Source organism: Pseudobutyrivibrio ruminis HUN009 (genome assembly GCF_000703005.1).
In the GTDB taxonomy this organism is placed as follows: Bacteria; Bacillota; Clostridia; order Lachnospirales; family Lachnospiraceae; genus Pseudobutyrivibrio; species Pseudobutyrivibrio ruminis_A.
This window is the reverse complement of sequence record NZ_JNLH01000001.1, coordinates 1,617,216-1,640,203: the sequence shown is the minus strand read 5'-3', so window position 1 is coordinate 1,640,203 and position 22,988 is coordinate 1,617,216. Positions and strand designations below refer to the sequence as shown.

Here is a 22,988-nt window from a genome sequence, read left to right as displayed (position 1 = left end):
ATAATTATTGTCACCTATAAAAAACTATTCGCAAATCTTGACCATTATCCTCTGGATAAACAGGAATAAACATTAACGCGCCTGGACTGTTGTCTCCAAATAATCGTGAATCTTTAGTTGAATAACTATATCTCAATTCACTGTTTACGTAGGCATTAATATCCTGCTTTGCAGAATCAAAACTGACAAACAAAGGCTCTTCTACATTAATCTCTTTTTCAATTACAAACTCATGTGAAGAATCAGGCTGATACTGTCCTGGAATTTCTATGGCTTCTTTGGTACCATCAGAGTAGATTCTATACCATCCATCATTATAACTTTCAAGATTAAATGACGTGTAGGTTCGCTCCTCTTTCAAAGCATTTTCGCCCAAAATCAAAAGGCCAATAATAAATAAATATATTAGTGCTCCTGCCACGAGCACTATTTCGTAGATAAATAAACTAGTCCTTTTCATAATTCAATCCCCGTAATTCTCATAAAATACTAATGTAATTGTAATATTTAATTTGAGTCAAAACAACAAATTACGAAAAACGTCACAGAATTTTAAATATTAGTACTATTATTAAATGATATACTTATGGTGATGTATTTGTGAGTTTTGCATAGGAGGTTACTATGGCTAGTTCAGAACAAATTGCAAAAGAGTATTATGACAAGGGAATGTATTTAGTCCATTCAAACAACCTTGAGCCAGGTATTGACAATCTTAATATGGCTGCAAGCGTCTATGAAGAATTACAAGATTATAAGCAATACATCCTCACTCTCAGAGGTCTTGCTATTGCTTATGGAATTATGGGCTATGATAGTAAGATGCTTCATAAGTGTCTAAACGCTCTTGATATTATTGATAAGCATCAAATACTTGGTGCGAAGCATTTCTTCTATACCACTATTTGTAATCGTTATATGATACTAGGCGATTACGATAGTGCTGCTAACTATGGAAAGATGGCTCTTCAGGATTTGGAAGACCACGGAGATGATTTTCCAAACGAACCTCATTCTTATTTAGTAGCCTGCCTTAACCTTGCCTATTGCTACTTACATGTGCACAGATATGCAGAAGCTGAAAGCTATTTAAAACGAGGTTCTGAAATAGCCACCAAAAACGACATGCACCATCACGACCTTAGTCTTTCTGTCTTGGAAGCAAACTTACATCATCGCATGGGCGATAATCAATATGTATATGACCATATAGACGAATTGGTAACCTTTATTAAAAGCTCAAAAATCACTATTCAGGATTACATCGAGGACTTGAAGCTCCTTATTGAGACCTTCTGTGGAATGAAAGAATATGACCGTGCTGAGGCTGTGGCTCTTAGCTTGGATTCTTCCGCAACAATTGCCAACAACATTCATATGAAGCTAGAAGCTTCGAAGCTTTATATGATGGTATATCGCAACAGTGGTGATACAGAAAAATACCAACAGGCTTGCGTTCGCTTTGCTGAAGGTACAATCGAAGTTGCAGATACAGAAGCCACACAACATCTACTTGAGATGGACACTGCCATCGCTTTGTCTATTGCAGATACTCCAATAGAACTTTTATAATTTCTTATTATGAAGAAAAAAATTGGAATAACAATAATTATCGTATTTGCAATATCTATATTTATTAAGGCAGAATTGGACTTTAATCCTACAGTAAGAGTGTTAGCTTCAGTTATTAATTTTTCTGAATCCACGCTGAACAGTCCAGATTACTTGGCCTACAATATCGACCTAAAGGATTTATTTAGAAACTACACAAATTCCGACATTCGCTATTCCGGAAACGCCTACATCAAAAAAGTAAAGGGCTTTCCATATTCTATCAGCGGTAGCATAAAGGGTGAACGCTCTTATGAGCAAAAAAAATTCTCCTGCAACTCTAATCTTAATGTATTAGTTTTAAATGTAGGCGAATTAGATATCTATGCCCAGGATGATACCGTCTATCTTGTTGCACCTCTTTTAGGGGACATCTCCTACGGATTTGATACTGGCGAGGATTTATTCCTTAAGGCTCCAAATCTGAACAACGATATCTCCCGTGAATGGTTCCACAATAATAAACGTAATATCTGGAACTTTGTGCACAGCATAGAAATAGCTAAAACCGGTGAAGTTTATACTGACGAGGATGGTACGGAAGCCTCTGAATTTAAAATCACTATACCTGCAGGCGAGGGTGATTTCATTTGGGATTTGCTTGGAATGAAAACTCCCGACCACGATATAACATGCTCTCTTTATTTAGATAAATGGAATCACACAAGAAAGATCGTATTTGATTTATCTTACAAGAATGAGGGTGAGTATCTCGCTGTCTACGGCAAGAACCTTAACACCATGGAGTTTTATGCTCCTCTTCCAGACGATGAGCTTGCAGTTGTCACTATCAAACGAGATGGAAGCACCACATATACAAACTCTTTTACGGATAATCTTACTTACTATGCATCCAACGGCGATGTATATTCCATTGATTGTGGAGTATTATTAAACTTTATTGATTCTGGTATGAAAGCAGAAGTTACCAATATTGAAGTTGCAAAAAATGATGAAGTTTTAGGGGAAGGCTACATGAAGGGCACTCTTCAAACTGTAGAAAATATGGGAGATGTCTTTGATAATGCTGGCGCTGATTTATCCAATGTTGAAGTCATCGACTGGGATACAATAAAAAATGACACCGCCTCTTTCGTAGACGATGTCATTTCTAAAGCTCGTGAAAATGTGGATCTATTTAACCTTTTTAATTAGCTTCTTCTGGGAAAGATCCAAGAATCTTGTATAGCAAACTGTAAAGCTGTGAAGATTCCTCTGGTGATAAACTTACACATTTGCCCATCTTAGCAGGTATTTCACATGCCTGCTTTTTTAATTCCAATCCCTTGTCAGTAAGTGTGATGATAAGATTTCTTTCATCATCCTTTGAACGACTTCTCTTAACATAACCCTTCTGCTCAAGCTTCTTGAGAACTGGAGTAAGTGTGCCAGAATCAAGGAACAATTTGTCTCCAAGAGCCTTAACAGTAATCTCCTTTTCTTCCCAAACTACCATCATTGTAATGTACTGTGTGTATGTAAGATCGATTGGGTCAAGATATGGCTTATATCTCTTTACAATCTCCTTTGAACAAGCATACAGCGGAAAACAAAGCTGATTTGAAATTTTCAAGCAATCAAATTTATCACTCATTTAATACTCACCTCTTATTAATTATAAGTTCTTAGACACAAAGTCAGAAAGTGCTTCCTTTGGAACGAAACCAACGTTCATGTCAACCTTTTCGCCATCCTTTAAAACAACGATTGCAGGAATATTCATAATACCATATTCTCTTGCTAAATCTGGATTATCATCAGTATCAACACTGTAGAAGTTAGCCTTGCCAGAAAGCTCTTCAGAAACCTCCTCCAAAACTGGAGCAAGCATCTTACATGGACCACACCATGTTGCATTGAAGTCTAAAACAGAAACACCTGACTTGTCCATTGACTTAAATTCATCCTGATTAATTTTCTTTACCATAGTATATCTCCTTTCGTTCTAAATCAATAACTAATTTTGCGCTTTTTTTAATTCATTTAAATATGAAACAGCTGAAAGTGCTGCTACATTTCCTTCACCAGCGGCCTTAATGTACTGATATGGTGTACCAGTAATATCGCCACATGCAAATAAACCTTTGATGTTTGTATTCATCTGACGGTCTACTTCAACGTGATTTCCATCCATCTTTAAACCTGGAACAAGCTGTGATGGAGCAATCTGCTGTCTTAAAATAAAGATTCCATCTGCTGAGAATGTATCGCCATCTGTTGTAAGAACAGCCGTACCATCCTTCATCTCGATTGTGCCTGGCTTTACATCGCATGTTACCTTAATATTACCACTTAGATTTCCATTATACTCGTATTGTGGCAAATAATAAACTGTGTCAGCTCTCTCTGCTAAGAATTCAGCCTCTGGCTCATCCTCTTCACTGTAAGCAAGGATGATTGCTGTCTTTCCCTTATACAAAGCAGCATCACATGTTGCGCAATAGCTTACACCTCTTCCAAGGTTTTCCATTTCACCAGGGAATGGCTTCATTGTAGTCATACCAGCTGCAATAATAACTGAGCTTGCTTCATAATCACCATTATGGCACTGAATTGCAAAATACTGCCCCATTGAATAAACGGCATTTACCTTGTCTTCTGTGATTTCAATGCCCATTCCTGTAGCATGATCAAGAAAAGCCTTTGCCATATCCGCACCAGCTACATCAGGTAAACCTAAGTAATTCTGAATAGTGTGTGCCTTCGAAACCTTATCAGAAGAACCCTTTCCTCCAATAAGAAGTACTGATTTATTTCTAACCTTTGCTGTAATAGCTGCCTCTAATCCAGCAGGGCCTGTACCGATAACTGCAATATCAAATCTTTCCATGTTTTAAAACCTCCATAACTCTTTTAAAACGATATAATAATTGTGTGCAATCTTTTAAGTTGATTTAATTGTACTCAATTGAATTGCATTTGTCAACTCATTTTTCATAAAATAAAAACCCTAGGCATTTTACTGTCTAGGGCAATTATAATTAAAATACATTGTTTATTGGAACATCTTTGATACAAGATTTTCCTGGCTTTCCATCTGATTCTTTAAAGCCATATTCTGGGCAGCTCCAACCACTCCACTTGACTTCATTTTAGTAACTGACTCGTAAAAATCAGCATCTTCTTTCTGAGCCTGTGCACTTGTAAGATTCTCAGCTGTATTGTTGTTTACATTATAGGCAGCTGATAAGCCATTTGTCTCGGCACCAATCTGACTACGCATATCACTTATTGAAGAATATGCATTATCCAAAGCATCAGTGCTGATATTATTTCCATTTCCAGAAACATCAAAGTTTTCTAAATCAGCAATTGCAGCCTTTGCATCTGCTTCCTGAATTGTAGTGCTTGATGTACCAGTGTAGATATTTATATCTCCTGTTGAACCATCAAGTAGATTCTTTTCATTGTACTGTGCCTGATTAATAGTCTGATTAATTGTGGCTACAGACTGCTCATTTGCCTCCTGAAGAATAGCTCTGTCGCTTTCTGAATAGAGACCATTCATTGCTCGAACTGTGTTCTGCTCAATATCTCCAAGAGAATCTGTAATATTAGAAAGGGCTCCATCTGCAATGTTGGTAGCGTCTATTCCATAGGAAATATTGCTACTACCTGTTGTAAGGGACTTAGCCTCTTTCATAATCTGCTGTGAAATTGATAATGCTGCTGCATCATCTGCCGCTGTATTTACTTTTTTACCTGTTGAAAGTTCCTTTGAAGCTTTCTTCTGCTGCTCCTCAGTTTCCTTTCTTTTATTAATTGTGTTCTGATACTGTGCTGTGTTTACATTAGATTGAATCCTCATAATAACTCACCTCAATCTTAAAACGTTACATAACTGCATAAATTTCCAATTTGTAAACGTATTATAACACCGCGTCGTCATAAAGTCATGTGAATTTTATGTGATGATTCTGTACTACTGTTCTTCTGGGCCATGGACAGTGCCATATAGCTTAATATTCGTAGTTTGCCTTTCTATCTCAGCATTGTATCTTTCAATTACCTTATCCCAGTATTCATTGAGAGCACTCTCGTCTCTTCTATCTGGAATGCCGTACTCAGTGGTAAGCATGTTTCCCACATAATCAGAAAGCTTCTCTGCTCCTGCCAAATTTAAATGAAGACCGCCATCATACGTATCCTGGCTCCAATCAAGACCAAGCTCATCCTGAAGCTCTAGGAAATTGATGTAGTCCAAACCATTAGCTGATGCATAGTCCTTAATCTGCTGGTCCCACTCATCATACCAATAAGGATAAAGTGTAGGCGCCTTTACAAGGACAAGCTTAACATCATTTTCCTTGCAAAGCTTTGTTAACTTATCAAGGTAATAGTAAGAATTGTCGCCAAACTGATAATCCGCAAGAGGTCTTCCCTCTGGCACGTTCTCTGCAGCTTTTACATCCACTCGCATATAATATCCGTTGAAGGAAACCTTATCTCTGTGGAACATGTATTTAAAATCTTCTGCAGATAAATCACTCCACCTAGAGTGATATCTAAGAATAGGGAAAACATAGTCAATAAAGTTTTCCTCATCTGTCATTGAAGCTTTTATGGAATTTACTTTGCTTGATGACCATTTCATGCCGTCCAAAGTCATTCTGTTATATGCCTCGTTCTGTGGCTCGTTATATTTCATAGAAAGCACGTTGAAAACAATCACATCAGGATGCTCCATTTTGACTGTCTCCTCAGCAAGATAATATGACTGCCAAATCAACTGCTGGGCACTTCCTCTTATATATGAATTGATACCATAATTCTCCCAAAGATAAACAGGAGAAATGTTTTCGTATAATTCACAATCGCCAATGAATACCACATTATGATCTGTAGGATCATCATAGTATTCCTGAATCATTGCTCCTTCCAAAATGCCTGACATATATTTAGGCTCAAGCAGCTTGGAGGCAAGAAAGATGCCGGTGAGAGCAATGACTAAAGATAATATAATCGCTATAAACTTTTTCATCATACCCTCCGACTAAAACTGATTGTAAATAAATTGGCTAGCTGAATAACCGATGCCATATGCACCGAATACTAATGTAGCCATAAATAGTCCATACCAAATAATGAAACGAACAGGTGCAGCAAGTCCATAAATCTTTTCACGCACACTTCCACTTCGTCCAATAAGGCTGACTGTTACAAGAATAAGCATCCCCACAAAAACTACAAGATAATCGAATCCTGTAAGCCCCATACCAATGAAAGCCTCGGCATTTATCTGGCTAAGGCTTGACTGGCTGAATATGCTTCCAAACATTTTGAATGTAAGTGGAACATCTCTGTAACAATCAAACATACGAAGGCTGGACATAATAAGAACAGTTCTGATTACCTGGAACAATCTCCAGCCAAATGTGCCTCGCACATGAACCTTTGAATGGAACCAGCGATAAAATGGCTCAAGCTCCTGAGAAATCATGATAACTACAAAGTTGCCAAGTCCCCATACAATAAAGTTCCAGCTTGCTCCATGCCAAATACCTGTTGTAAACCATACAATAAAGCTTGAAAGATATACAGGCACTCTCTTACCAAGATTGTTTCCAAGGCGTGCTCTACTCTTCTTTGAAAGCTTCATCATAAACTGGCTGGCACTGATTGGATAGAAAATGTAATCAGTGAACCATGTTCCCATGGTAATATGCCATCTATTCCAGTATTCCTTGATATTCTTTGAGAAGTATGGGCGAATAAAGTTCTCTGTAACCTTGATTCCCATAGTCTCTGCCACACCAATAGTAATATCGATTCCACCGGTGAAATCTGCATAAAGCTCAAGTGCATAAAACATTGCGCCAGCAAATGCATAGAAACCGTTGTAGGTATCTGTGTCTGCAATGATTGCCTGAACAGCCACAAGGATTCTATCTGCGATAACAAGCTTTTTGAAAAAGCCCCACAGAATACGCTCTAATCCAAAGCTCACTGTCTTCCAATTGAAGCTATGCTCCTCATAAAGAGTCTGGCTCAAATCGTGATATCTACTGATTGGTCCCTGCACAAGCTGTGGGAAAAATGATACGAATAAAGCGAACTTGAAAAGGTTATCCTGTGCTTCATGCTTGCCGTTATAAACATCAATAAGATATCCCATAGACTGGAATGTGTAGAAAGATATTCCCATTGGAATGATTAAATCTACAAAAGAAATCCCATCTGCTCTACCAAAGGCAGATAGTAAGGAATTTATATTGGCAATGGTGAAGTTTGTATATTTCGTAACTGCAAGTATGCCTAAATTGAAAAGAAGGCATGCTAAAAAGATTTTCTTTTCAGCGCTATGCTCCTTTGCCTTTAGGGCCTTACGTTCTTCCTTTTCATATTCCTTTTTATGCTCCTTAAACCATCCATCAAAGGCCACCTTTTTATCTGAGATAACCTTTGCACCATAAAAGGTAGTAACTGTTGTGATAGCAATGAAAATCAAATATCTAGGATCTGCTATGAAATAAAAAATGTAGCTGGCAATAAGTAAAAAAGGCCACTGCATCTTTTTAGGAATCAAATAATACAGCACAAATACTGCCAGCAAAAATCCTATAAATCCATATGAAGTAAAAAGCATTCTTTAGTCCTCGTCGTCTAGCTTTTCCTTAATCAAAGCATAGATTGCTTCTGCGGAATTGAAGTTCTCTGGTGTGAGCTCTGCAGCTCCAATAGTAACATCAAATGTCTCGTTAATCTCTGAGATAAGTGAAACTATGTCGAAGGAATCAAGGATACCTCCATCAACTAAATCTGTGGCTGTCTCAAAGTCAACCTCAGGATGTAAATCCTCCAAAATCTCTAATAAATCATTCATTTTCTAATCCTCCTATAATCCGCTGGTTACGGCTACAAGCCTTAGTGTCTCTCCGCTCAGCGAAAATGCTTCGCTTGAGAGACCAAAGAGCTTGATGCCTACCAGCTCATCTAAAACTTTAATTATTTAGCTGTGCTTTCAATGTATATTTGTGTTAGCTTTACACGGTCTATTTTACCATTTGCTGTAAATGGCATGTTCTCCAGGCGATTCACCTTGTTTGGTAGCATGTAGCGTGGAAGCTTGGTCTTTAATGCTTTGATAAGGTCGCCTTCTGTGATGTCACCCACATAGTAAAGCACTATTTTGCCTTGTTCCTTGGCATAGATACAACCTGAAAGCTTTATTTCAGGAACAAGGTTTACGTTGGCTTCGATTTCCCCAAGCTCGATACGGTGTCCCATGTGCTTGATTTGGAAATCTTTTCTGGAATGGAACACAAGCTCACCGTATTCGTTGATATGGCCAATGTCTCCAGTTCTATAAATGATTTCTGGGTATGCAGTATTCAATGGGTTCTGAACATACGCCTCAGAAGTCTTTTCTGGATTGTTGTAGTATCCAAGTGTTACTGATGTACCTCTTATGCAGATTTCCCCTTGCTCTCCATCAGCTGCCAATGTGTTGTCTTCCTTCAAAAGCAGAATTTCTGTGTTTTTAAATGGGAAGCCAACAGGGATAACCTCGTCATCAGCAAACTCTCTTTCCACTGGATAGTAGCAACACATTCCTGTACCCTCTGTTGGTCCGTAGAGATTGAAGAACTTTGCTTCTGGCACTGCTTCTCTCCACAATCTAAATTGCTTGATTGGGAAGACTTCGCTGCCGAATGCGATTGTCTTTAATGTGTGTGGTACAACCGTATCAAAGGTCTTGAAAGCACTAATCATTGTAAGGGCTGATACAACCCAGCAAACTGTATTGATATTGTGCTCGTTAATGTATTCCACAAGCTTAATAGGAAACATAAAATATGAATGTGGAATCAGATAAGTGGTTGCCCCGAATTTAAGTGTTGGATAAAGCTCCTTGAGACAGGCATCAAAATAAAGTGGTGTCTGGTTTCCGAAAACAGTATCCTCATTAAATCCAAGTGTCTCTGAAAGCTGCTCGATATAATCGATTACTGAACGGTGGCAAGCACATACTCCCTTTGGCACTCCTGTAGATCCTGACGTAAATACGATATAGATTGGATCAGTGTCGATAGCTTTCTTTCTAACTAAAGCAAGCTTATCCACATCTGGCTTAGTATTTACAATATCTTTGAACAATAAAACCTTAGCTTTATACTCAAAACCTTCTGCAATATCCACTGTGGAATCATCGCAGATGATAACCTTTGGCTTGCAATTTTCAAGAATAAGCTGAATACGTGTAGCAGGCATTTCGCTATCGATTGGTACGTAGTAGCATCCTGCATTGATTACTCCGAAGAAAGTAGCAATTGTATTTGGGCTCTTCTTCATAAATACAATAACCGGCTCTCTGCTGCATCCCAGTTCAAGGAGGTTTGTTCCTACAGAATCCATGATGCTTTTAACATCAGAAAATGTAAGCTGTACCTCGTCGTCAGCATATGCAATCTTGTCTGGTACTCTTACAAGACTATCGTTAATATAGTCTAAAACATTGTTTTGCATTTCATTATCCTTCTTTATATATTAATTCTTTGTATTCTGGCCTGAGCCTTGCGCATTTCATTACACAATCCCTTGCCAAAACATCTATTATGTCAAGAACACCTTCTATATGATTATCTCTTTTTGCTATAGAAAGCTCTGTACATCCTAAAATAACTACTTCCGCTCCGGAATCTAAAAGCTGATTTTTAACCAACTCAAATTCCTTCATGGAAACAGGCTTGCCTGCCTTTACCTCATCATAAATGATGCTCATTACAAGCTTTTGATATTCCCCGTCCGGGTAAACGCACTGAATGCCATAATCCATAAACACGGAGTCAAAAAGCTTGGTTGAAACTGTTCCATCAGTGGCCATGATGCCAACCTTTTTTATACCATGCTCTGATAAATAATCTGCTGCTTCTCTAATTCCATTGGAAACTGGCACATCCACACTCTTTGCTATCTGCTGATGGAAATAGTGTGCAGTGATACATGGAATTGCTATATAATCCACATCCTGTAATTCCAATCGACTTGCCAAATCAATAATCTTTGGCAGTGGACTTTCCTTTGTATTGTCCAAGATATAGCCTGTGCGGTCTGGAATAGATGGGGAATTATAAATCACCATTTCAATATTATCCTGGTCGGTGGCTGCATCTGTCATCTCTATAATGCGGCGCATAAAATATGCTGTAGCCATAGGTCCCAGGCCACCTATTATACCTAACTTTTTCATTCTCCCTTATTGCTCCTGATTGTCGTTAAAATATGTGTAAATTTCTCTATCATAGTTGTGAGAATGATAATGAGCATCTGAGTATGTCATTAATTCCTCGTCTGTCAGATAGAAGCCTTTGAAACTTTTGTCCAGTCGTGGTGTGGTGTCAAAATGACGCCAGCCCTCACCACAATCTATTACATTCCAATAATGATGTCTTGTGGCTGTTGGAATGATTTCGATATCCTCATTTGGAATGCCTGCCCTTGTGAGCAAAGCCTTGCTTACTGCAAAATAGTTGTAGCAGTCACCATGTCTGTTTTTAAGACCATCGTAGGCACCCTTCAGCCAATCTCCACTATCTTCACTTTCGCTGTAACCGATATTACCCTGCACCCACACATAAATAGCATGAGCCTTATCATAGGCTGACATATCATCTGTGATTATTTCTTCCAGTACCTCATCAGCTAAAGCGAATACATCTTCCTCAGTGTATTCCTGCTGAATCACTGTGATTGTGCCTTCTTTTAAATCCATGTTGCCCATGGAATCTGTAGCTGTATAGACCACAGTGTACTCACCAGGTGTATCCAAATCAACCTTGCTACTATCCACCTGAACCTCAATATCAGTATCCACATTGTCGGTAACAATCACATCAGTTTTGAAGCTGACAGAAGTACCTGCATATACGGTTTTATCAAGCTGGCCTTCAATAATTGGAGGCTCTATATCGTATTCCTGAACGAGATTTAGAACTGTATCTGCTTCTGTCTTGTTGCCTGAGCCATCCTCAGCAACAATAGTGATAGGAATCTGACCATAATTATCAAAGCTTATGGCCTCACCAAAATATACTGAAACATCCCCAGATAAATCACTTACAGATTCAACAAAATCTTGGGCTGCTGGAATTTCTTCCTTTGTGCGAGTCAATTCCTTTACAGTAAGCTCTGGAGCAACTGTATCCTGTACCTCCAAAGTGCATTGGTAGGTGTACTTACCGGAGATAATCCCTACATCATAGGTGCCAGGAAAATCGGTAGTAATAACTGTGTCACCTGTGAACTCCGCTGTCTGATCTGGATTCTTCAGAAAATCTGCTGCAGAAACTTCCCCACCAAGTTCTACAACACAGCTAGAATACACCCTGCTTGAATAGTCATAATAAAAATAGGCTCCCACACCTAAGCAGACTGCAATAACAGCTGCTAATGGTATGAAAAGCCTATATATCATTCTAGTTTTTTTCTTTTTCTTTTTTGGCGATTTTGTCATTCCCATGATACATATTCTCCCGAGCGATTACACTCAATGATAATTTTAGCAATCATGGTTATTATAGTCAAATTTAGCTAGATTTTTACTTAATCAACGTATTAAGGATACCTCTAAACAACTGAGCGCCAGTGTTGCCACCAAGTGTCTGACCAAACTTTCCTCCGATTTGCTTGCCAACCTTTTTGCCAAGCTCACGTCCTACAGTGCCTGCCACAGTTGTACCTACTGATTTTGCTGCGCGCTTCTTGCGATTGGCTTCCTTTTCCTTTTCACGCTCTGCTGCTTTTGCTGCTGCAGCCTCCTCTTTTGCCTTGGCTTTTGCAGCTTCTTCCTCTTCCTTTGCGAGAGCTTCTGCCTGTTCCTTTTCTACACCCATACGAAGAAGTAGTTCGTAGGCTGACTCAGCATCTACCCCATTTGCATATTTAGAATAGAGCATACTAGACTTTATAGCCTTATCTCTAGAAGCATCATCAATTCCACCCATTTGGGACTGAGGTGGTAGAACAGCAACCTTTTCTACGATTGATGGAGTGCCATCCTCCTGCAAGAATGAAACAACTGCCTCTCCTGTTCCAAGGGCTTCGATTATATCTGCTGTCTTGAATGCAGGATTCTCTCTGAAGGAATCTGCCGCTGCCTTCACAGCCTTTTGCTCTGCTGGAGTGTACGCATGAAGTGCATGCTGTACCTTGTTGCCAAGCTGTGCCAATACTCCATCTGGAATATCACGAGGATTCTGTGTAACGAAGAATACGCCGACTCCCTTTGAACGGATAAGCTTTACCACCTGCTCAATCTTATCAAGCAAAGGCTTTGGTGTATCATTGAATAAAAGATGAGCTTCATCAAAGAAGAATACCATCTTTGGCTTGTCCAAATCGCCCACCTCTGGCATTGTTTCAAAGAGTTCAGAAAGCAACCAAAGAAGGAATGTGGAATATAATCTGCCGTCGTTTACAAGGCTTTGGCTATCCAAAATATGAATCATACCTCTGCCCTGCTCACCTAATGTAAGAAAGTCTCTGATATCCATAGCAGGCTCGCCAAAGAACTTATCTCCCCCTGCTATTTCAAGAGCAACTACAGCTCTCTGGATAGCACCTATGCTTTGCTTATTGAGAGTTCCATAGTCAGCTTCAAACTCCTTATTATTATCAGACACATAGTTAAGCATGGACTTTAAATCTTTTGTATCTATTAAGGCAAGATTGCTTTCATCTGCGATTTTAAACACAATGGAAAGTATGCTACTTTGATTATCGTTTAAGCCAAGAATTCTAGAAAGTAAAAGTGGGCCCATTTCCGTAATTGTGGTACGTGCCTGAATACCATTTTTGCCGTAGATATCCCAAAGAGTAACAGGATATCCATGGTACTCAAAGCCAGCCTTATCAAGTCCAAACCTTTTAATGCGCTCCTGCATATCGGCACTATCCTGGCCTGGATTAATCATTCCTGCAATATCCCCTTTTACATCTGCAAGGAAAACAGGTACACCCAAATCAGAAAATGCTTCCGCCAAAACCTTAAGTGTTATTGTCTTTCCTGTACCTGTGGCACCAGCGATAAGTCCATGTCTATTTGACATCTGTGGTAGTAAATATACCGGTTCTGACTTTTCCGTATTTGCAACCCAAATCTTACCTTCTCTAATCATAATCGCCCTCCCAATATTTATTTAAACTTCTTCAACATAACTTACAAAATCAAGATTGTTAAGATCATCGATAAGCTTTAAGTGTGAATGTCTCTTCTTGAAGTCCAAATCAATCATAAGCGCCGTATCTGTACCAGATAAGGTCTTATCCTTTGTCTTATTCATGCTAGTGATTTGATAGCCCATTCCTACGAAGCTTTTACGAAGCTTCTTGATACCGTTTGTCTCTTCTACTTCGATGTAAAGGCTCACATATCGGCTATTTTCCTCAACACGTGTGCTTAAGTGCATAAGTAAAAGATTAGCAATAAGTACAAGGATAAAGCATACAAACCCCACTGATAAATATCCTGCACCAAAAGCCATACCCATACATGAAGCAACCCAAAGTGTTGCGGCTGTTGTAAGACCTTTTATTTGATTTCGTCCTGTAACAAGAATAGTACCTGCACCAAGGAAGCCAATACCGCTGACAACGCCTGCTGGAATACGGCTTACATCAGCATTCAGGTTAGGAATAAGGGCCAGATAGATATTTAATACTGCGGCAACTGCTGAACCTAAGCTGACAAGTGCAAAGGTACGAATACCTGCGCTGTGTCTTCTAACTACACGCTCCCATCCAATAAGACTGCCACAGGCTGTCGCTATCACCAGTCTAATCGCCACTGCCAAATCATCCATGCCCTGCAAGTAATCTATTATCGTATTTACCATATATAACACCTCAATTATTTAGTCTGTATTATGCTAATTCTTTTTGCAGTGAGCCAAATAACATGGCAAACCAACAAAAATCATTCCGCCTAAGATATTTCCGATTGTGACTGGAATTTGATTTGCAAAAAATCCAGCCACAGAAAGATTAGCAAGCTGATCTGCGGTGATACCGTATGCCTCTGCAGCCTTTGCAACATATGTATCATTGGTAGCAGCAAGCATGCCCATTGGAATGTAAAACATGTTTGCAACGCAGTGCTCAAATCCACCTACCACAAATGCCATGATAGGAAAGAAAATAGCCCAAATCTTACCAGAAATATCCTTTGCTGCTGCACCCATTAAGATGGCGGCACAAACCAGAATATTACAAAGTATTCCCGATGCAATTCCTTTTATAGGAGTGATTGTAGCTTTCCCAAGAGCAACCTTTATTGAGTATGCACCTAGCAAACCTGCTGAATAGTCAAGATTTCCTGAGAAATAAGTGAGAGCCACTATGATTAAGGCTCCAACCAGATTAGATAACCAAATGATACAAAGATCTCTGACCACCTTTCCCCATGAAAATCTGTGGTCCATTGCCCCCATTGATGTAAGACAGTTGCCTGTGAAAAGCTCTCCACCAATAAATGTGATAAGCATAAGTCCTACTGGGAAAATAGCTCCCGCCACAAAACGAGAAAGCCCCACATTTGTTACTGCATGAGCAGCTGTTGAACTGGTGGCAGCACCAAGAGCAATAAATGCTCCTGCCATAATTCCAAGCAATATCATCTTTAGAAGTGGAAGGCTAACCTTCTTCTCCCCTCCACAAATATTTGCCTCTATCACCTCTTCTGGTGAATTGAAAATTTTGTCCATATAACCTCCCCTTCTTAAAACCCTACTCTGCTTCGATTCTTTCCACAATGAAATCGGTGCATCGATTAAGTTTTAAATTATTACTCCCACATTTTAAGCAAACATCCTTGAATTCATGTCTGGTAAACTCTGCGCCACAGTCCTTACATACAACCTTCGATTCCTTAACTTTGGCATCCACCTTTACTCCATCAAGAGGTGTTCCCTCGCTCATGACCTGCAGATATTCTTCGATAATCTCAGGTACATAATCACACTGATCTCCTATCAGTAAATGAATACTATTTACTTTTGAAAGATTGTTTTTTTCGGCCTGTTTATTGACTAATTCAAAAACATATTGTGTCACTGCTAGTTCGTGCATTTCAACCTCTCATTTAAAAACCTTACTTTTCTTATTATTTTATTTCATATTGGTGTTATAAACAAATATTTTTTGACAATTAAAAAGGCAGCAGAAAACTGCTGCCAAATTCTTTATTGAAGTTTCATGTCTCCGTCTTTAACCCATCCAAGCTTCATCGCAATCTTGTTGAAGATTGGGCAAAGCACTGCTGGAAGGATAAAGCAAATAAGTATTAAACCAATCCAGTCAAATGCTGTGATTGCAGCTTTTGAGCCGGCTGCCACATCATTTACCCAGCCTGTATACACACCAATCTGACCTACCAGACCGCATGTACCCATACCTGATGAAACGGCTGGTCCGTTCATCTCAAGCTTGAAAAGGCATGTTGCAAGTGGACCTGTGATGGCTGAACACAAAATAGGTGCTATCCAAATACGAGGATTCTTGATAATATTTCCCATTTGGAGCATTGATGTACCAATGCCCTGTGAAATAAGACCACCCCATTTGTTTTCCTTAAAGCTCATGAAAGCAAAGCCTACCATCTGTGCACAGCATCCTGCTACTGCTGCACCACCTGCTAGTCCTGTAAGTGATAGTGCTGCGCAAATAGCTGCAGATGAAATAGGAAGTGTAAGTGCAATACCTACGATTACTGATACAAGAATTCCCATAACAAATGGCTGCTTTGTTGTTGCCCACATAATAAGTGTTCCTACTGAGCTGGCAGCCTTTCCAAGTGCTGGAGCCCACCAAGCTGAAAGAGCAATACCAACACCTATTGTTACAAGAGGTGTAACCAAAATATCGATTTTTGTTTCCTTTGAAACTGCTTTACCAATTTCTGCTGAAATGATTGCTACAAATAAAACTGCAAGTGGACCACCTGCCCCACCAAGAGCATTTGAAGCAAATCCTACTGTGATAAGTGAAAACAGTACAAGAGGCGGTGCCTGAAGAGCATATCCAATTGCAACTGCCATAGCAGGACCACTCATGGCTGTAGCAAGACCACCAACGGTGTACTCCACACCAGCAACAGTAGCTACAGGCACAGTCAAAAATCCAATTCCAAACTGAGTTCCAATGGTATTGATGATTGTTCCAATAAGAAGTGAACAGAACAATCCTTGGGCCATGGCCCCAAGAGCATCTACAAGATATCTTTTAACAGAAATCTCGATGTTTTTTCTTTTCAAAAAATCTCGCATATAACAATTCTCCTAACTTTTTAATCCTCTCCAAGTCGAGCAAGCATATCGTGAATCTCCTGCTCCTTTGAGCATACAAATTCTACGTTAATATCTTTTATCTCCATACCATCCTGGGCAAAGTAAAGCTTGATATAGAAGCTTGCAAAGCAGTCTGTGAAATCTACAGAAACTGTCTGCCACTCTCTGTCCTCTCCTGTGAGGGTTATCGTCTTTACGATATCTCTATCTCTGAAAACTGTCAAAGGAATTTGTGCAAGAGCACTGAGGTTCTTTGCACGCACAGTCATGTTAAGCCTGTAATCCCCTCGTTCCTTGATTGCAACAGAAAGCATGTTGGCACTATCTCGTCCTGTTTTGATTTCAGCTGGATTAACGAAAAAGACATCACTTTCCTTAAAATTACAGTCTATCATGTTGTCATATGAAAGCTCTTCCTCATCTGCCTCATCTAAAAGCTGATTATCTATCTCATTGTTTTCATTTATAAGTCTAAAGAACACTGGCTTTGAAATAATGAATCTACAAATGTTAGCAGCGCAGCGCTGGTAGTCAGCTCTGGTTACTGTACCATTTGCTAGTCCTTCCAATGAATTGTCATTGTTGGTGTTGTCTGCAGCACTTGTTGTAACCATGTAAAGGTCGTTTTGAGCAGCTACGATATCTGCCATATCTGCCCCATCTCCAGCTCCTGTATTTCCACCTTTTGCCCACCAGTCTGTCATTACAATACCTTCAAAGCCCCATTCATCCCTAAGGATTTTTGTAACTAAATCGAAGTTTGAAGATGTGTATCTTCCGTTGACTGGACCGTAAGTGGTCATTACCGCATGAGCGCCTGCTTCCTTAACAGCAATCTCATATCCCTTTAAATAAAGCTCTCTGATTGCTCGCTCTGATGCCACATGCTCCGCATAGTGACGAGATGTCTCCTGTGTATTCAAGGCAAAATGCTTTATTGTTCCTGTAATGTCGTATTTATGCATACCCTTTAACTGGTATGCTGCACATTTTCCTGTAAGGAATGGATCCTCTGAAAAATACTCAAAGTTTCTACCATTCAAAGGATTTCTGTGAAGGTTCATACCTGGTCCAAGCAATACATCTACTTTATTTTTACGAAGCTCCAAACCTTCCCACTGGTAAAGCTCTTCCATTAATTCAAGATTCCAAGTGCTTGCAAGAAGTGTTCCATTTGGCATAGCAAAAGCTTTCTTTCCTGAATCCATTCTGATTCCAGAAGGGCCATCTGTACAGCAAGCAACTGGAATACCATAGCCTAAAAGCGAATCTGTAACACCACCAAATGCTCCACCTGTTCCTGGTGTAACCTTTGGAGAGCTCATGCCCTCTCCTCTAACTATTGCTACCAAATCATCGTCTGAAAGCTGAGCAATAAAGTCATCCATAGAAACCTTGCCTTTAGCAACATCCACAAGCTTGTAGCCCATATCCTTTGTCTGAGGGATTTCAGCTGGAAGCTCCTGCAGACGATGCTCGATTGTAGTTTTAGTTGCAGTTGGAACAGCTTCGTAAACAACTGAGAATGTTTCATCTGCATTTGCCTCAGGCTTAAATCTTGTGAAGTCAATGGTAGGTGCCATAAGCTCTGACTTCTGATCCACCACAATAGTTTCAGAAATATCTACTGATGCTGACTCCTCTGCTCGCACATCGCCACCTACGTAGAATGTATAAGTTCCCTGCTCTAGCACATAGGCGCTTTTGTGGCCTGTAACGCCAGAGTCATCGTAGCAAGACATATAGTATGTTGGTACATGGATTTCACATTCCACTGTTTCACCAGGCTCAATTTTCTTTGTCTTTTCAAAGCCTACCAACACTCTAGCTGGATTTCCAAGCTTGCCCTGAGGTTTTTCTAAATAAAGCTGGACAACCTGCTGTCCTTTGCGTGCACCGGTGTTAGTAACTGTTGCCTTCACAGTAGCGCCATTAGCAACATCAAACTTTAGGTCCTTGCACTTAATATCAAAGCTTGTGTAAGATAATCCAAATCCAAATGGATATAGAACCTTATCCTTTGCAAATGTTTCAAAATATCTGTATCCAACATAGATATCTTCCTGCTGGATGTTTCTCTTCTTTTTGCCAAAGTTTGCTGTAGATGGACAATCCTCAATATCATAAGCGATAGTATCAGACAGACGACCTGCTGGATTTACATCCCCTGATAAAACATCAAGGACACCATTTCCACCTTCCTGTCCACCCTGCCAGATATATGCAACAGCGGTTGGGTTGTACTTTTTAACCCACTTCATATCGATAATGTTACCAACATTCAAAAGAACGATTGTCTTTTCAAAGGCCTCGGTAACATTTTTCAGCATTGTATGCTCATCTTCTGTTAGAAGATAGCTTCCTTCTGTTGCACTATTATCCTGGTCCTCACCTGCTGTACGACCGATTAGCACAATTGCAACATCCGACTTAGCTGCTGCCGCTTTTGCTATTTCTGGAGTGATTACCATTTCCTTTTGGAACCATGGTTCACTAGCCCAACCGATTCCTGCATCAAATGGATTATCCTTAATCCACTCATCATAGATAGCTTTTAAATCCTGATTCAGATTATATCTATCATCAGCCTCAAGTGCTTCTTTTACACCAATAACATACTTGGTATTAACCATACCACCTGAGCCGGTACCGCTTTTATAGTAGTTGTACTGACTACGTCCAAACAATGAAATAGTGGTACCTTGCTGAAGTGGTAAAACATTACCATCATTCTTCAAAAGCACCACACCTTCAGCAACTGCGCGTCTAGCCACAGCTGCAAATCTATTTTCGTCAAATAGCTTTCCTGACATTCCTCCAATATCCTTTCTCCAAAACATCCTTTCAAGAGTATACATTACGGCCCCATACCTTGCATCATTTATTTTTACGAAAATCGCTCTAAATTTTGGTCTTTTTTATCAATAAAAACTTGCAATTAATTGTACGCAATGATAAGTTTTTATTTATAGAGAATTGAGGGAATTATTATGAAAAAAGGATTAGTAATGGAAGGTGGCGCCATGAGAGGCATGTTTACCTGCGGGGTAATTGATGTTCTCATGGAAAACAATATTGATTTCGATTGTGCTGTTGGTGTTTCAGCTGGTGCCACATTTGGACTTAATATTAAATCAAAACAGATAGGACGTGGTATTCGCTACAATAAAAAATACTGTAACGACAAGCGCTATGCTAGCTTTAGCTCCCTTATTAAAACTGGAGACATTTACAATGTGCCATTTTGCTATGGCACTCTTCCATACGAGCTTGATAAATGGGATTACGATACCTTTTACAAGAATCCTATGGATTTCTTCTGTGTTGCCACTGAATTATCTACCGGAAATGCGGTATATCATAAATGCGATAACTATGACGGCACTCCAGATGGAATAGACATTCGCTGGATTAGAGCCTCCGCTTCTATGCCAGCAGTTTCAAGACCTGTTCCAATTGGAGATGATTTATATTTAGATGGTGGAATGTCAGATTCCATTCCTCTTCGCTTTATGGAAAAGCAAGGCTGTGACAAAATCCTTGTTATCGAAACCCAGCCAGCGAACTATATTAAAAAGCCTCAGAAATACATGGGAATTATTAGATGGCTTTTAAGAAAATATCCACGAATGATTGACACTATGGAAAACAGGCACAACATGTACAATGCCCAAAAGGCATACGTTAAAAAACAGGTAGCAAACGGTAATGCCTTTGTAATCAGGCCAGATGCTCCACTTAATATTGGTGCTACAGAAAAGAACCCAGAAGAATTGCAACGTGTTTACGATATCGGTAGACGCATTGCCACAGAAAATCTAGAAAAAATAAGAGCTTATTTGACCGCTTAGCCAAATAAGCTCTTTTATTATGCTTTCGTTTATACGGTAAACTGATTAATAAGATTTTCAATCTTATCAGATGATTCAGATACTACAGTGGCACTGTTATCCACACCACGAGAGTTTTCTGCAACCTGTTCTGCACCTTCAGCAAGACTTGTTGCTGTAGCACTAACTTCCTGGGTACTAGCTGACTGCTCCTCAGAAATAGCAGCCATAGAAGTTGCAATCTCATCAACACTACCAATCTTATCAATCATATCTCCAACAGTATCACTGGCCTCATCAAGGCTCTTGAATATCTTTTCAAATGTTTCACCAGCCTGATTTACAGATTCCATACTGGTGTTGATTTCTTCAACATTTAATTCTGCCTTTGTTGAAAGCTCTGCAATCTGAGCTGTAATCTCTTTGATGATAGCTGAAATCTGCTGAGTACTATCTGCAGAATTCTGCGCCAATGCACCAATCTCATCAGCAACGACAGCAAATCCTTTACCGGCTTCACCTGCACGTGCTGCCTCAATGGAAGCATTAAGTGAAAGAAGGTTTGTCTGGCTGGAAATAGAATTAATCATATCAACAATAGAATCAATCTGCTTAGCAGACTCATCTACATTGTTAACAACATCATTCATTTCACGCATAGACTGAGCAACATTTGTCATGCCAGACTGAACAGCCTCCATGTCTCGTTGACCATCTCTTGCTGTGCTAACCAAATCGTCCATTGTCTGCTTTGTTGTCTCACTCTGCATAGTCAAATCATTAACCTGCTGAGCCAATACTGTTGCATTTTCTGCTAGATCAGCAACTGCAGATGACATATCATCCATCGTATGCTGAATCTGTTGCATAGCACTTGCCTGCTCATCAGCACGCTCGTTCAAATCACCAGATACATTCTTACTATTTGCAGCCTCAGAAGCAAGCTGATCAGTCATACTCTTAATCTCAGTGAGCGTACTACGCATCTGTTCAACATAATCATGCATGTTATTATTCATGGTGCCAATTTCATTTCCGCCACCTGCTGGAATTTCAACTGTAAAGTCACCACTAGCTATTCTTGTAATATTTTCTGTAAGACCACGTACTGGCTTAGTAATCTTTGAATTGATTAACTGAAGAAGAATTACTGCCATTATCAAAACAATAATTGCAGCAATTGCAATACTAATGATAATGAATTGTCTAAGCTCTGCTAATACTGCATCCTGTGGTACATAAGAAATAAGAGTCCACTCTGTACCATCTACATTATCAAATGAAACGAAATAATTCTTTCCATTATTTCCTTTCATTGTAACTACAGAATCACTTCCACCTGCAGCAACAATTTCTGACATTCTTTGTAAGAATCCATCATCTGTATGTTCAGATACATCAGTACCTACATATTCTGTTTCCACGGAACCAATAATCTGAGTTCCTTGAACAAGCAAGCTGGCTCCACTTTCACCTGGTGTATACTGGCTAACCATTTCAGAAATGCCAGCAAGTGCAATATCTGTAGACATAACACCCTTACGACCGTTCAATGTAATAGAACGTGAGCCGCAAACAACCATATTTCCAGTTGTTAAATCAAGAGAAGGTGCACCTATAACAATCTCTGTCTGGCCATCACCATTCTGATACCAACCTCTGGTAGTTGCATCATATTCACTTAAATCTGGAAACCATCCGCTACCATCATAGAACTCTGTTCTACCGATTGCGATATAGGCATCTGTTACAACACCAGGGAACTCATTCAATGATTCAGTCAACAGATTATTAATCTGTACATCACTTTCGAAAGTTCCGCCCTCAATAGCATCCGCCAAACCATCATAATACTTGGTCATGCTATCCATTGTCTGAGCAATATCTGCAGCATTTGCTCTAGATTCCTGATGCAGCCCTTCTGTTGCTTCAGCCTCAATTACATTCTTTGCCTGCAATGCCAAAATAGTGGTTACAATTGCGATTGCCACAATTACAAGTGGAATTAAAACCACCAATAACTGTGTACTAATTCGCTTTTGTTTAGCTTGCCCTTTCGCCATAAGCCCCCTCCTTCTGTATAATATGAAACGTAAACGTAAAGTGTACTATTAAAACACTAGCATATTTGGATGTGCAAATTTATAAAAATCCATGTCTTATCTGTGAATTTAATGTGTTTTTCTATTTTTGTATGTAATACAAAATTTATTCACTAGATATCTGACAAAAGTATGATATGATGTAAATATCAAAAAGGGGAAAT

21 protein-coding genes are annotated in these 22,988 nt (G+C 39.4%); 3 read left to right on the top strand and 18 right to left on the bottom strand.

Features of this window, described 5'->3' with window-relative positions:
• Nucleotides 1-10: 10 nt before the first annotated feature.
• Nucleotides 11-460, bottom strand: a complete 450-nt coding sequence (locus BO15_RS0107415) for a hypothetical protein (RefSeq protein WP_033153761.1) — start codon at nt 458-460, stop codon at nt 11-13.
• 164 nt (nt 461-624) lie between these two features.
• Here BO15_RS0107415 and BO15_RS0107410 point away from each other — a divergent pair, with 164 nt between their 5' ends.
• Together BO15_RS0107410 and BO15_RS0107405 are read left to right on the top strand one after the other, a co-directional pair.
• Nucleotides 625-1,572 (top strand): tetratricopeptide repeat protein, encoded by a 948-nt coding sequence (locus BO15_RS0107410; protein ID WP_033153760.1) that lies wholly within the window; start codon nt 625-627, stop codon nt 1,570-1,572.
• A gap of 9 nt (nt 1,573-1,581) precedes the next feature.
• Nucleotides 1,582-2,766 (top strand): hypothetical protein, encoded by a 1,185-nt coding sequence (locus BO15_RS0107405; protein WP_033153759.1) that lies wholly within the window; start codon nt 1,582-1,584, stop codon nt 2,764-2,766.
• Here the strand turns inward: BO15_RS0107405 and BO15_RS0107400 are convergent.
• The 16 genes from BO15_RS0107400 to BO15_RS0107325 form a co-directional block, all read right to left on the bottom strand.
• The gene (locus BO15_RS0107400; protein ID WP_033153756.1) at nt 2,759-3,205 is read right to left on the bottom strand and encodes a MarR family winged helix-turn-helix transcriptional regulator; all 447 of its coding nucleotides are present in this window, start codon (nt 3,203-3,205) and stop codon (nt 2,759-2,761) included. The two genes, BO15_RS0107405 and BO15_RS0107400, sit on opposite strands and share 8 nt — an antisense overlap.
• 21 nt (nt 3,206-3,226) lie before the next feature.
• On the bottom strand, nt 3,227-3,538 hold the full coding sequence (trxA, locus tag BO15_RS0107395; protein WP_033153754.1) for a thioredoxin: 312 nt from the start codon (nt 3,536-3,538) through the stop codon (nt 3,227-3,229).
• Between the two features lie 30 nt (nt 3,539-3,568).
• On the bottom strand, nt 3,569-4,441 hold the full coding sequence (locus tag BO15_RS0107390; RefSeq protein WP_033153752.1) for an NAD(P)/FAD-dependent oxidoreductase: 873 nt from the start codon (nt 4,439-4,441) through the stop codon (nt 3,569-3,571).
• Between the two features lie 165 nt (nt 4,442-4,606).
• Nucleotides 4,607-5,419 carry a flagellin gene (locus BO15_RS0107385; protein WP_033153750.1) on the bottom strand — a complete coding sequence of 271 codons (813 nt, stop codon included), beginning with the start codon at nt 5,417-5,419 and terminating at the stop codon, nt 4,607-4,609.
• 114 nt (nt 5,420-5,533) lie between these two features.
• Nucleotides 5,534-6,595 (bottom strand): SGNH/GDSL hydrolase family protein, encoded by a 1,062-nt coding sequence (locus BO15_RS0107380; RefSeq protein ID WP_033153733.1) that lies wholly within the window; start codon nt 6,593-6,595, stop codon nt 5,534-5,536.
• A gap of 9 nt (nt 6,596-6,604) precedes the next feature.
• Nucleotides 6,605-8,197, bottom strand: coding sequence for an MBOAT family O-acyltransferase (locus BO15_RS0107375; protein WP_033153731.1), 1,593 nt, complete (start codon nt 8,195-8,197; stop codon nt 6,605-6,607).
• 3 nt (nt 8,198-8,200) lie between these two features.
• Entirely contained in the window at nt 8,201-8,434 is a 234-nt protein-coding gene (locus tag BO15_RS0107370) for a phosphopantetheine-binding protein (protein WP_033153729.1), read from the bottom strand.
• Between the two features lie 122 nt (nt 8,435-8,556).
• Nucleotides 8,557-10,077 carry an amino acid adenylation domain-containing protein gene (locus BO15_RS0107365; protein WP_033153727.1) on the bottom strand — a complete coding sequence of 507 codons (1,521 nt, stop codon included), beginning with the start codon at nt 10,075-10,077 and terminating at the stop codon, nt 8,557-8,559.
• A gap of 4 nt (nt 10,078-10,081) precedes the next feature.
• Nucleotides 10,082-10,801 (bottom strand): aspartate/glutamate racemase family protein, encoded by a 720-nt coding sequence (locus BO15_RS0107360; RefSeq protein WP_033153726.1) that lies wholly within the window; start codon nt 10,799-10,801, stop codon nt 10,082-10,084.
• 6 nt (nt 10,802-10,807) lie between these two features.
• Entirely contained in the window at nt 10,808-12,070 is a 1,263-nt protein-coding gene (locus BO15_RS13185) for a transglutaminase domain-containing protein (RefSeq protein ID WP_052169828.1), read from the bottom strand.
• 79 nt (nt 12,071-12,149) lie between these two features.
• Entirely contained in the window at nt 12,150-13,727 is a 1,578-nt protein-coding gene (locus tag BO15_RS0107350) for a helicase HerA-like domain-containing protein (RefSeq protein WP_033153724.1), read from the bottom strand.
• A 21-nt stretch (nt 13,728-13,748) separates the two neighbouring features.
• Nucleotides 13,749-14,444, bottom strand: a complete 696-nt coding sequence (locus BO15_RS0107345) for an MgtC/SapB family protein (protein WP_033153722.1) — start codon at nt 14,442-14,444, stop codon at nt 13,749-13,751.
• A 33-nt stretch (nt 14,445-14,477) separates the two neighbouring features.
• Complete coding sequence (locus BO15_RS0107340; RefSeq protein WP_033153720.1) at nt 14,478-15,311, bottom strand: formate/nitrite transporter family protein; 834 nt, start codon at nt 15,309-15,311, stop codon at nt 14,478-14,480.
• 22 nt (nt 15,312-15,333) lie between these two features.
• Nucleotides 15,334-15,675 (bottom strand): hydrogenase maturation nickel metallochaperone HypA, encoded by a 342-nt coding sequence (locus tag BO15_RS0107335; protein WP_033153718.1) that lies wholly within the window; start codon nt 15,673-15,675, stop codon nt 15,334-15,336.
• A 113-nt stretch (nt 15,676-15,788) separates the two neighbouring features.
• On the bottom strand, nt 15,789-16,871 hold the full coding sequence (locus BO15_RS0107330) for a PTS transporter subunit IIC (protein WP_033153716.1): 1,083 nt from the start codon (nt 16,869-16,871) through the stop codon (nt 15,789-15,791).
• Nucleotides 16,872-16,891: 20 nt separating this feature from the next.
• Entirely contained in the window at nt 16,892-19,732 is a 2,841-nt protein-coding gene (locus BO15_RS0107325; RefSeq protein WP_242843758.1) for a glycoside hydrolase family 3 protein, read from the bottom strand.
• Between the two features lie 150 nt (nt 19,733-19,882).
• Between BO15_RS0107325 and BO15_RS0107320 the strand changes: the two genes are divergently transcribed.
• Nucleotides 19,883-20,743, top strand: a complete 861-nt coding sequence (locus BO15_RS0107320; RefSeq protein WP_081828585.1) for a patatin-like phospholipase family protein — start codon at nt 19,883-19,885, stop codon at nt 20,741-20,743.
• 29 nt (nt 20,744-20,772) lie between these two features.
• On the opposite strand, the gene BO15_RS0107315 is transcribed toward BO15_RS0107320, so the two are convergent.
• A complete protein-coding gene (locus BO15_RS0107315) occupies nt 20,773-22,785 on the bottom strand; it encodes a methyl-accepting chemotaxis protein (protein ID WP_033153712.1) in 2,013 nt (670 codons plus the stop codon).
• Between the last annotated feature and the right edge of the window lie 203 nt (nt 22,786-22,988).

Bases quoted from the DNA above. Each gene is read 5' to 3' on its own strand.
- BO15_RS0107415 (WP_033153761.1), bottom strand. From the start codon at position 460: ATGAAAAGGACTAGTTTATTTATCTACGAAATAGTGCTCGTGGCAGGA.
- BO15_RS0107410 (WP_033153760.1), top strand. From the start codon at position 625: ATGGCTAGTTCAGAACAAATTGCAAAAGAGTATTATGACAAGGGAATG.
- BO15_RS0107405 (WP_033153759.1), top strand. From the start codon at position 1,582: ATGAAGAAAAAAATTGGAATAACAATAATTATCGTATTTGCAATATCT.
- BO15_RS0107400 (WP_033153756.1), bottom strand. From the start codon at position 3,205: ATGAGTGATAAATTTGATTGCTTGAAAATTTCAAATCAGCTTTGTTTT.
- trxA (WP_033153754.1), bottom strand. From the start codon at position 3,538: ATGGTAAAGAAAATTAATCAGGATGAATTTAAGTCAATGGACAAGTCA.
- BO15_RS0107390 (WP_033153752.1), bottom strand. From the start codon at position 4,441: ATGGAAAGATTTGATATTGCAGTTATCGGTACAGGCCCTGCTGGATTA.
- BO15_RS0107385 (WP_033153750.1), bottom strand. From the start codon at position 5,419: ATGAGGATTCAATCTAATGTAAACACAGCACAGTATCAGAACACAATT.
- BO15_RS0107380 (WP_033153733.1), bottom strand. From the start codon at position 6,595: ATGATGAAAAAGTTTATAGCGATTATATTATCTTTAGTCATTGCTCTC.
- BO15_RS0107375 (WP_033153731.1), bottom strand. From the start codon at position 8,197: ATGCTTTTTACTTCATATGGATTTATAGGATTTTTGCTGGCAGTATTT.
- BO15_RS0107370 (WP_033153729.1), bottom strand. From the start codon at position 8,434: ATGAATGATTTATTAGAGATTTTGGAGGATTTACATCCTGAGGTTGAC.
- BO15_RS0107365 (WP_033153727.1), bottom strand. From the start codon at position 10,077: ATGCAAAACAATGTTTTAGACTATATTAACGATAGTCTTGTAAGAGTA.
- BO15_RS0107360 (WP_033153726.1), bottom strand. From the start codon at position 10,801: ATGAAAAAGTTAGGTATAATAGGTGGCCTGGGACCTATGGCTACAGCA.
- BO15_RS13185 (WP_052169828.1), bottom strand. From the start codon at position 12,070: ATGGGAATGACAAAATCGCCAAAAAAGAAAAAGAAAAAAACTAGAATG.
- BO15_RS0107350 (WP_033153724.1), bottom strand. From the start codon at position 13,727: ATGATTAGAGAAGGTAAGATTTGGGTTGCAAATACGGAAAAGTCAGAA.
- BO15_RS0107345 (WP_033153722.1), bottom strand. From the start codon at position 14,444: ATGGTAAATACGATAATAGATTACTTGCAGGGCATGGATGATTTGGCA.
- BO15_RS0107340 (WP_033153720.1), bottom strand. From the start codon at position 15,311: ATGGACAAAATTTTCAATTCACCAGAAGAGGTGATAGAGGCAAATATT.
- BO15_RS0107335 (WP_033153718.1), bottom strand. From the start codon at position 15,675: ATGCACGAACTAGCAGTGACACAATATGTTTTTGAATTAGTCAATAAA.
- BO15_RS0107330 (WP_033153716.1), bottom strand. From the start codon at position 16,871: ATGCGAGATTTTTTGAAAAGAAAAAACATCGAGATTTCTGTTAAAAGA.
- BO15_RS0107325 (WP_242843758.1), bottom strand. From the start codon at position 19,732: ATGTTTTGGAGAAAGGATATTGGAGGAATGTCAGGAAAGCTATTTGAC.
- BO15_RS0107320 (WP_081828585.1), top strand. From the start codon at position 19,883: ATGAAAAAAGGATTAGTAATGGAAGGTGGCGCCATGAGAGGCATGTTT.
- BO15_RS0107315 (WP_033153712.1), bottom strand. From the start codon at position 22,785: ATGGCGAAAGGGCAAGCTAAACAAAAGCGAATTAGTACACAGTTATTG.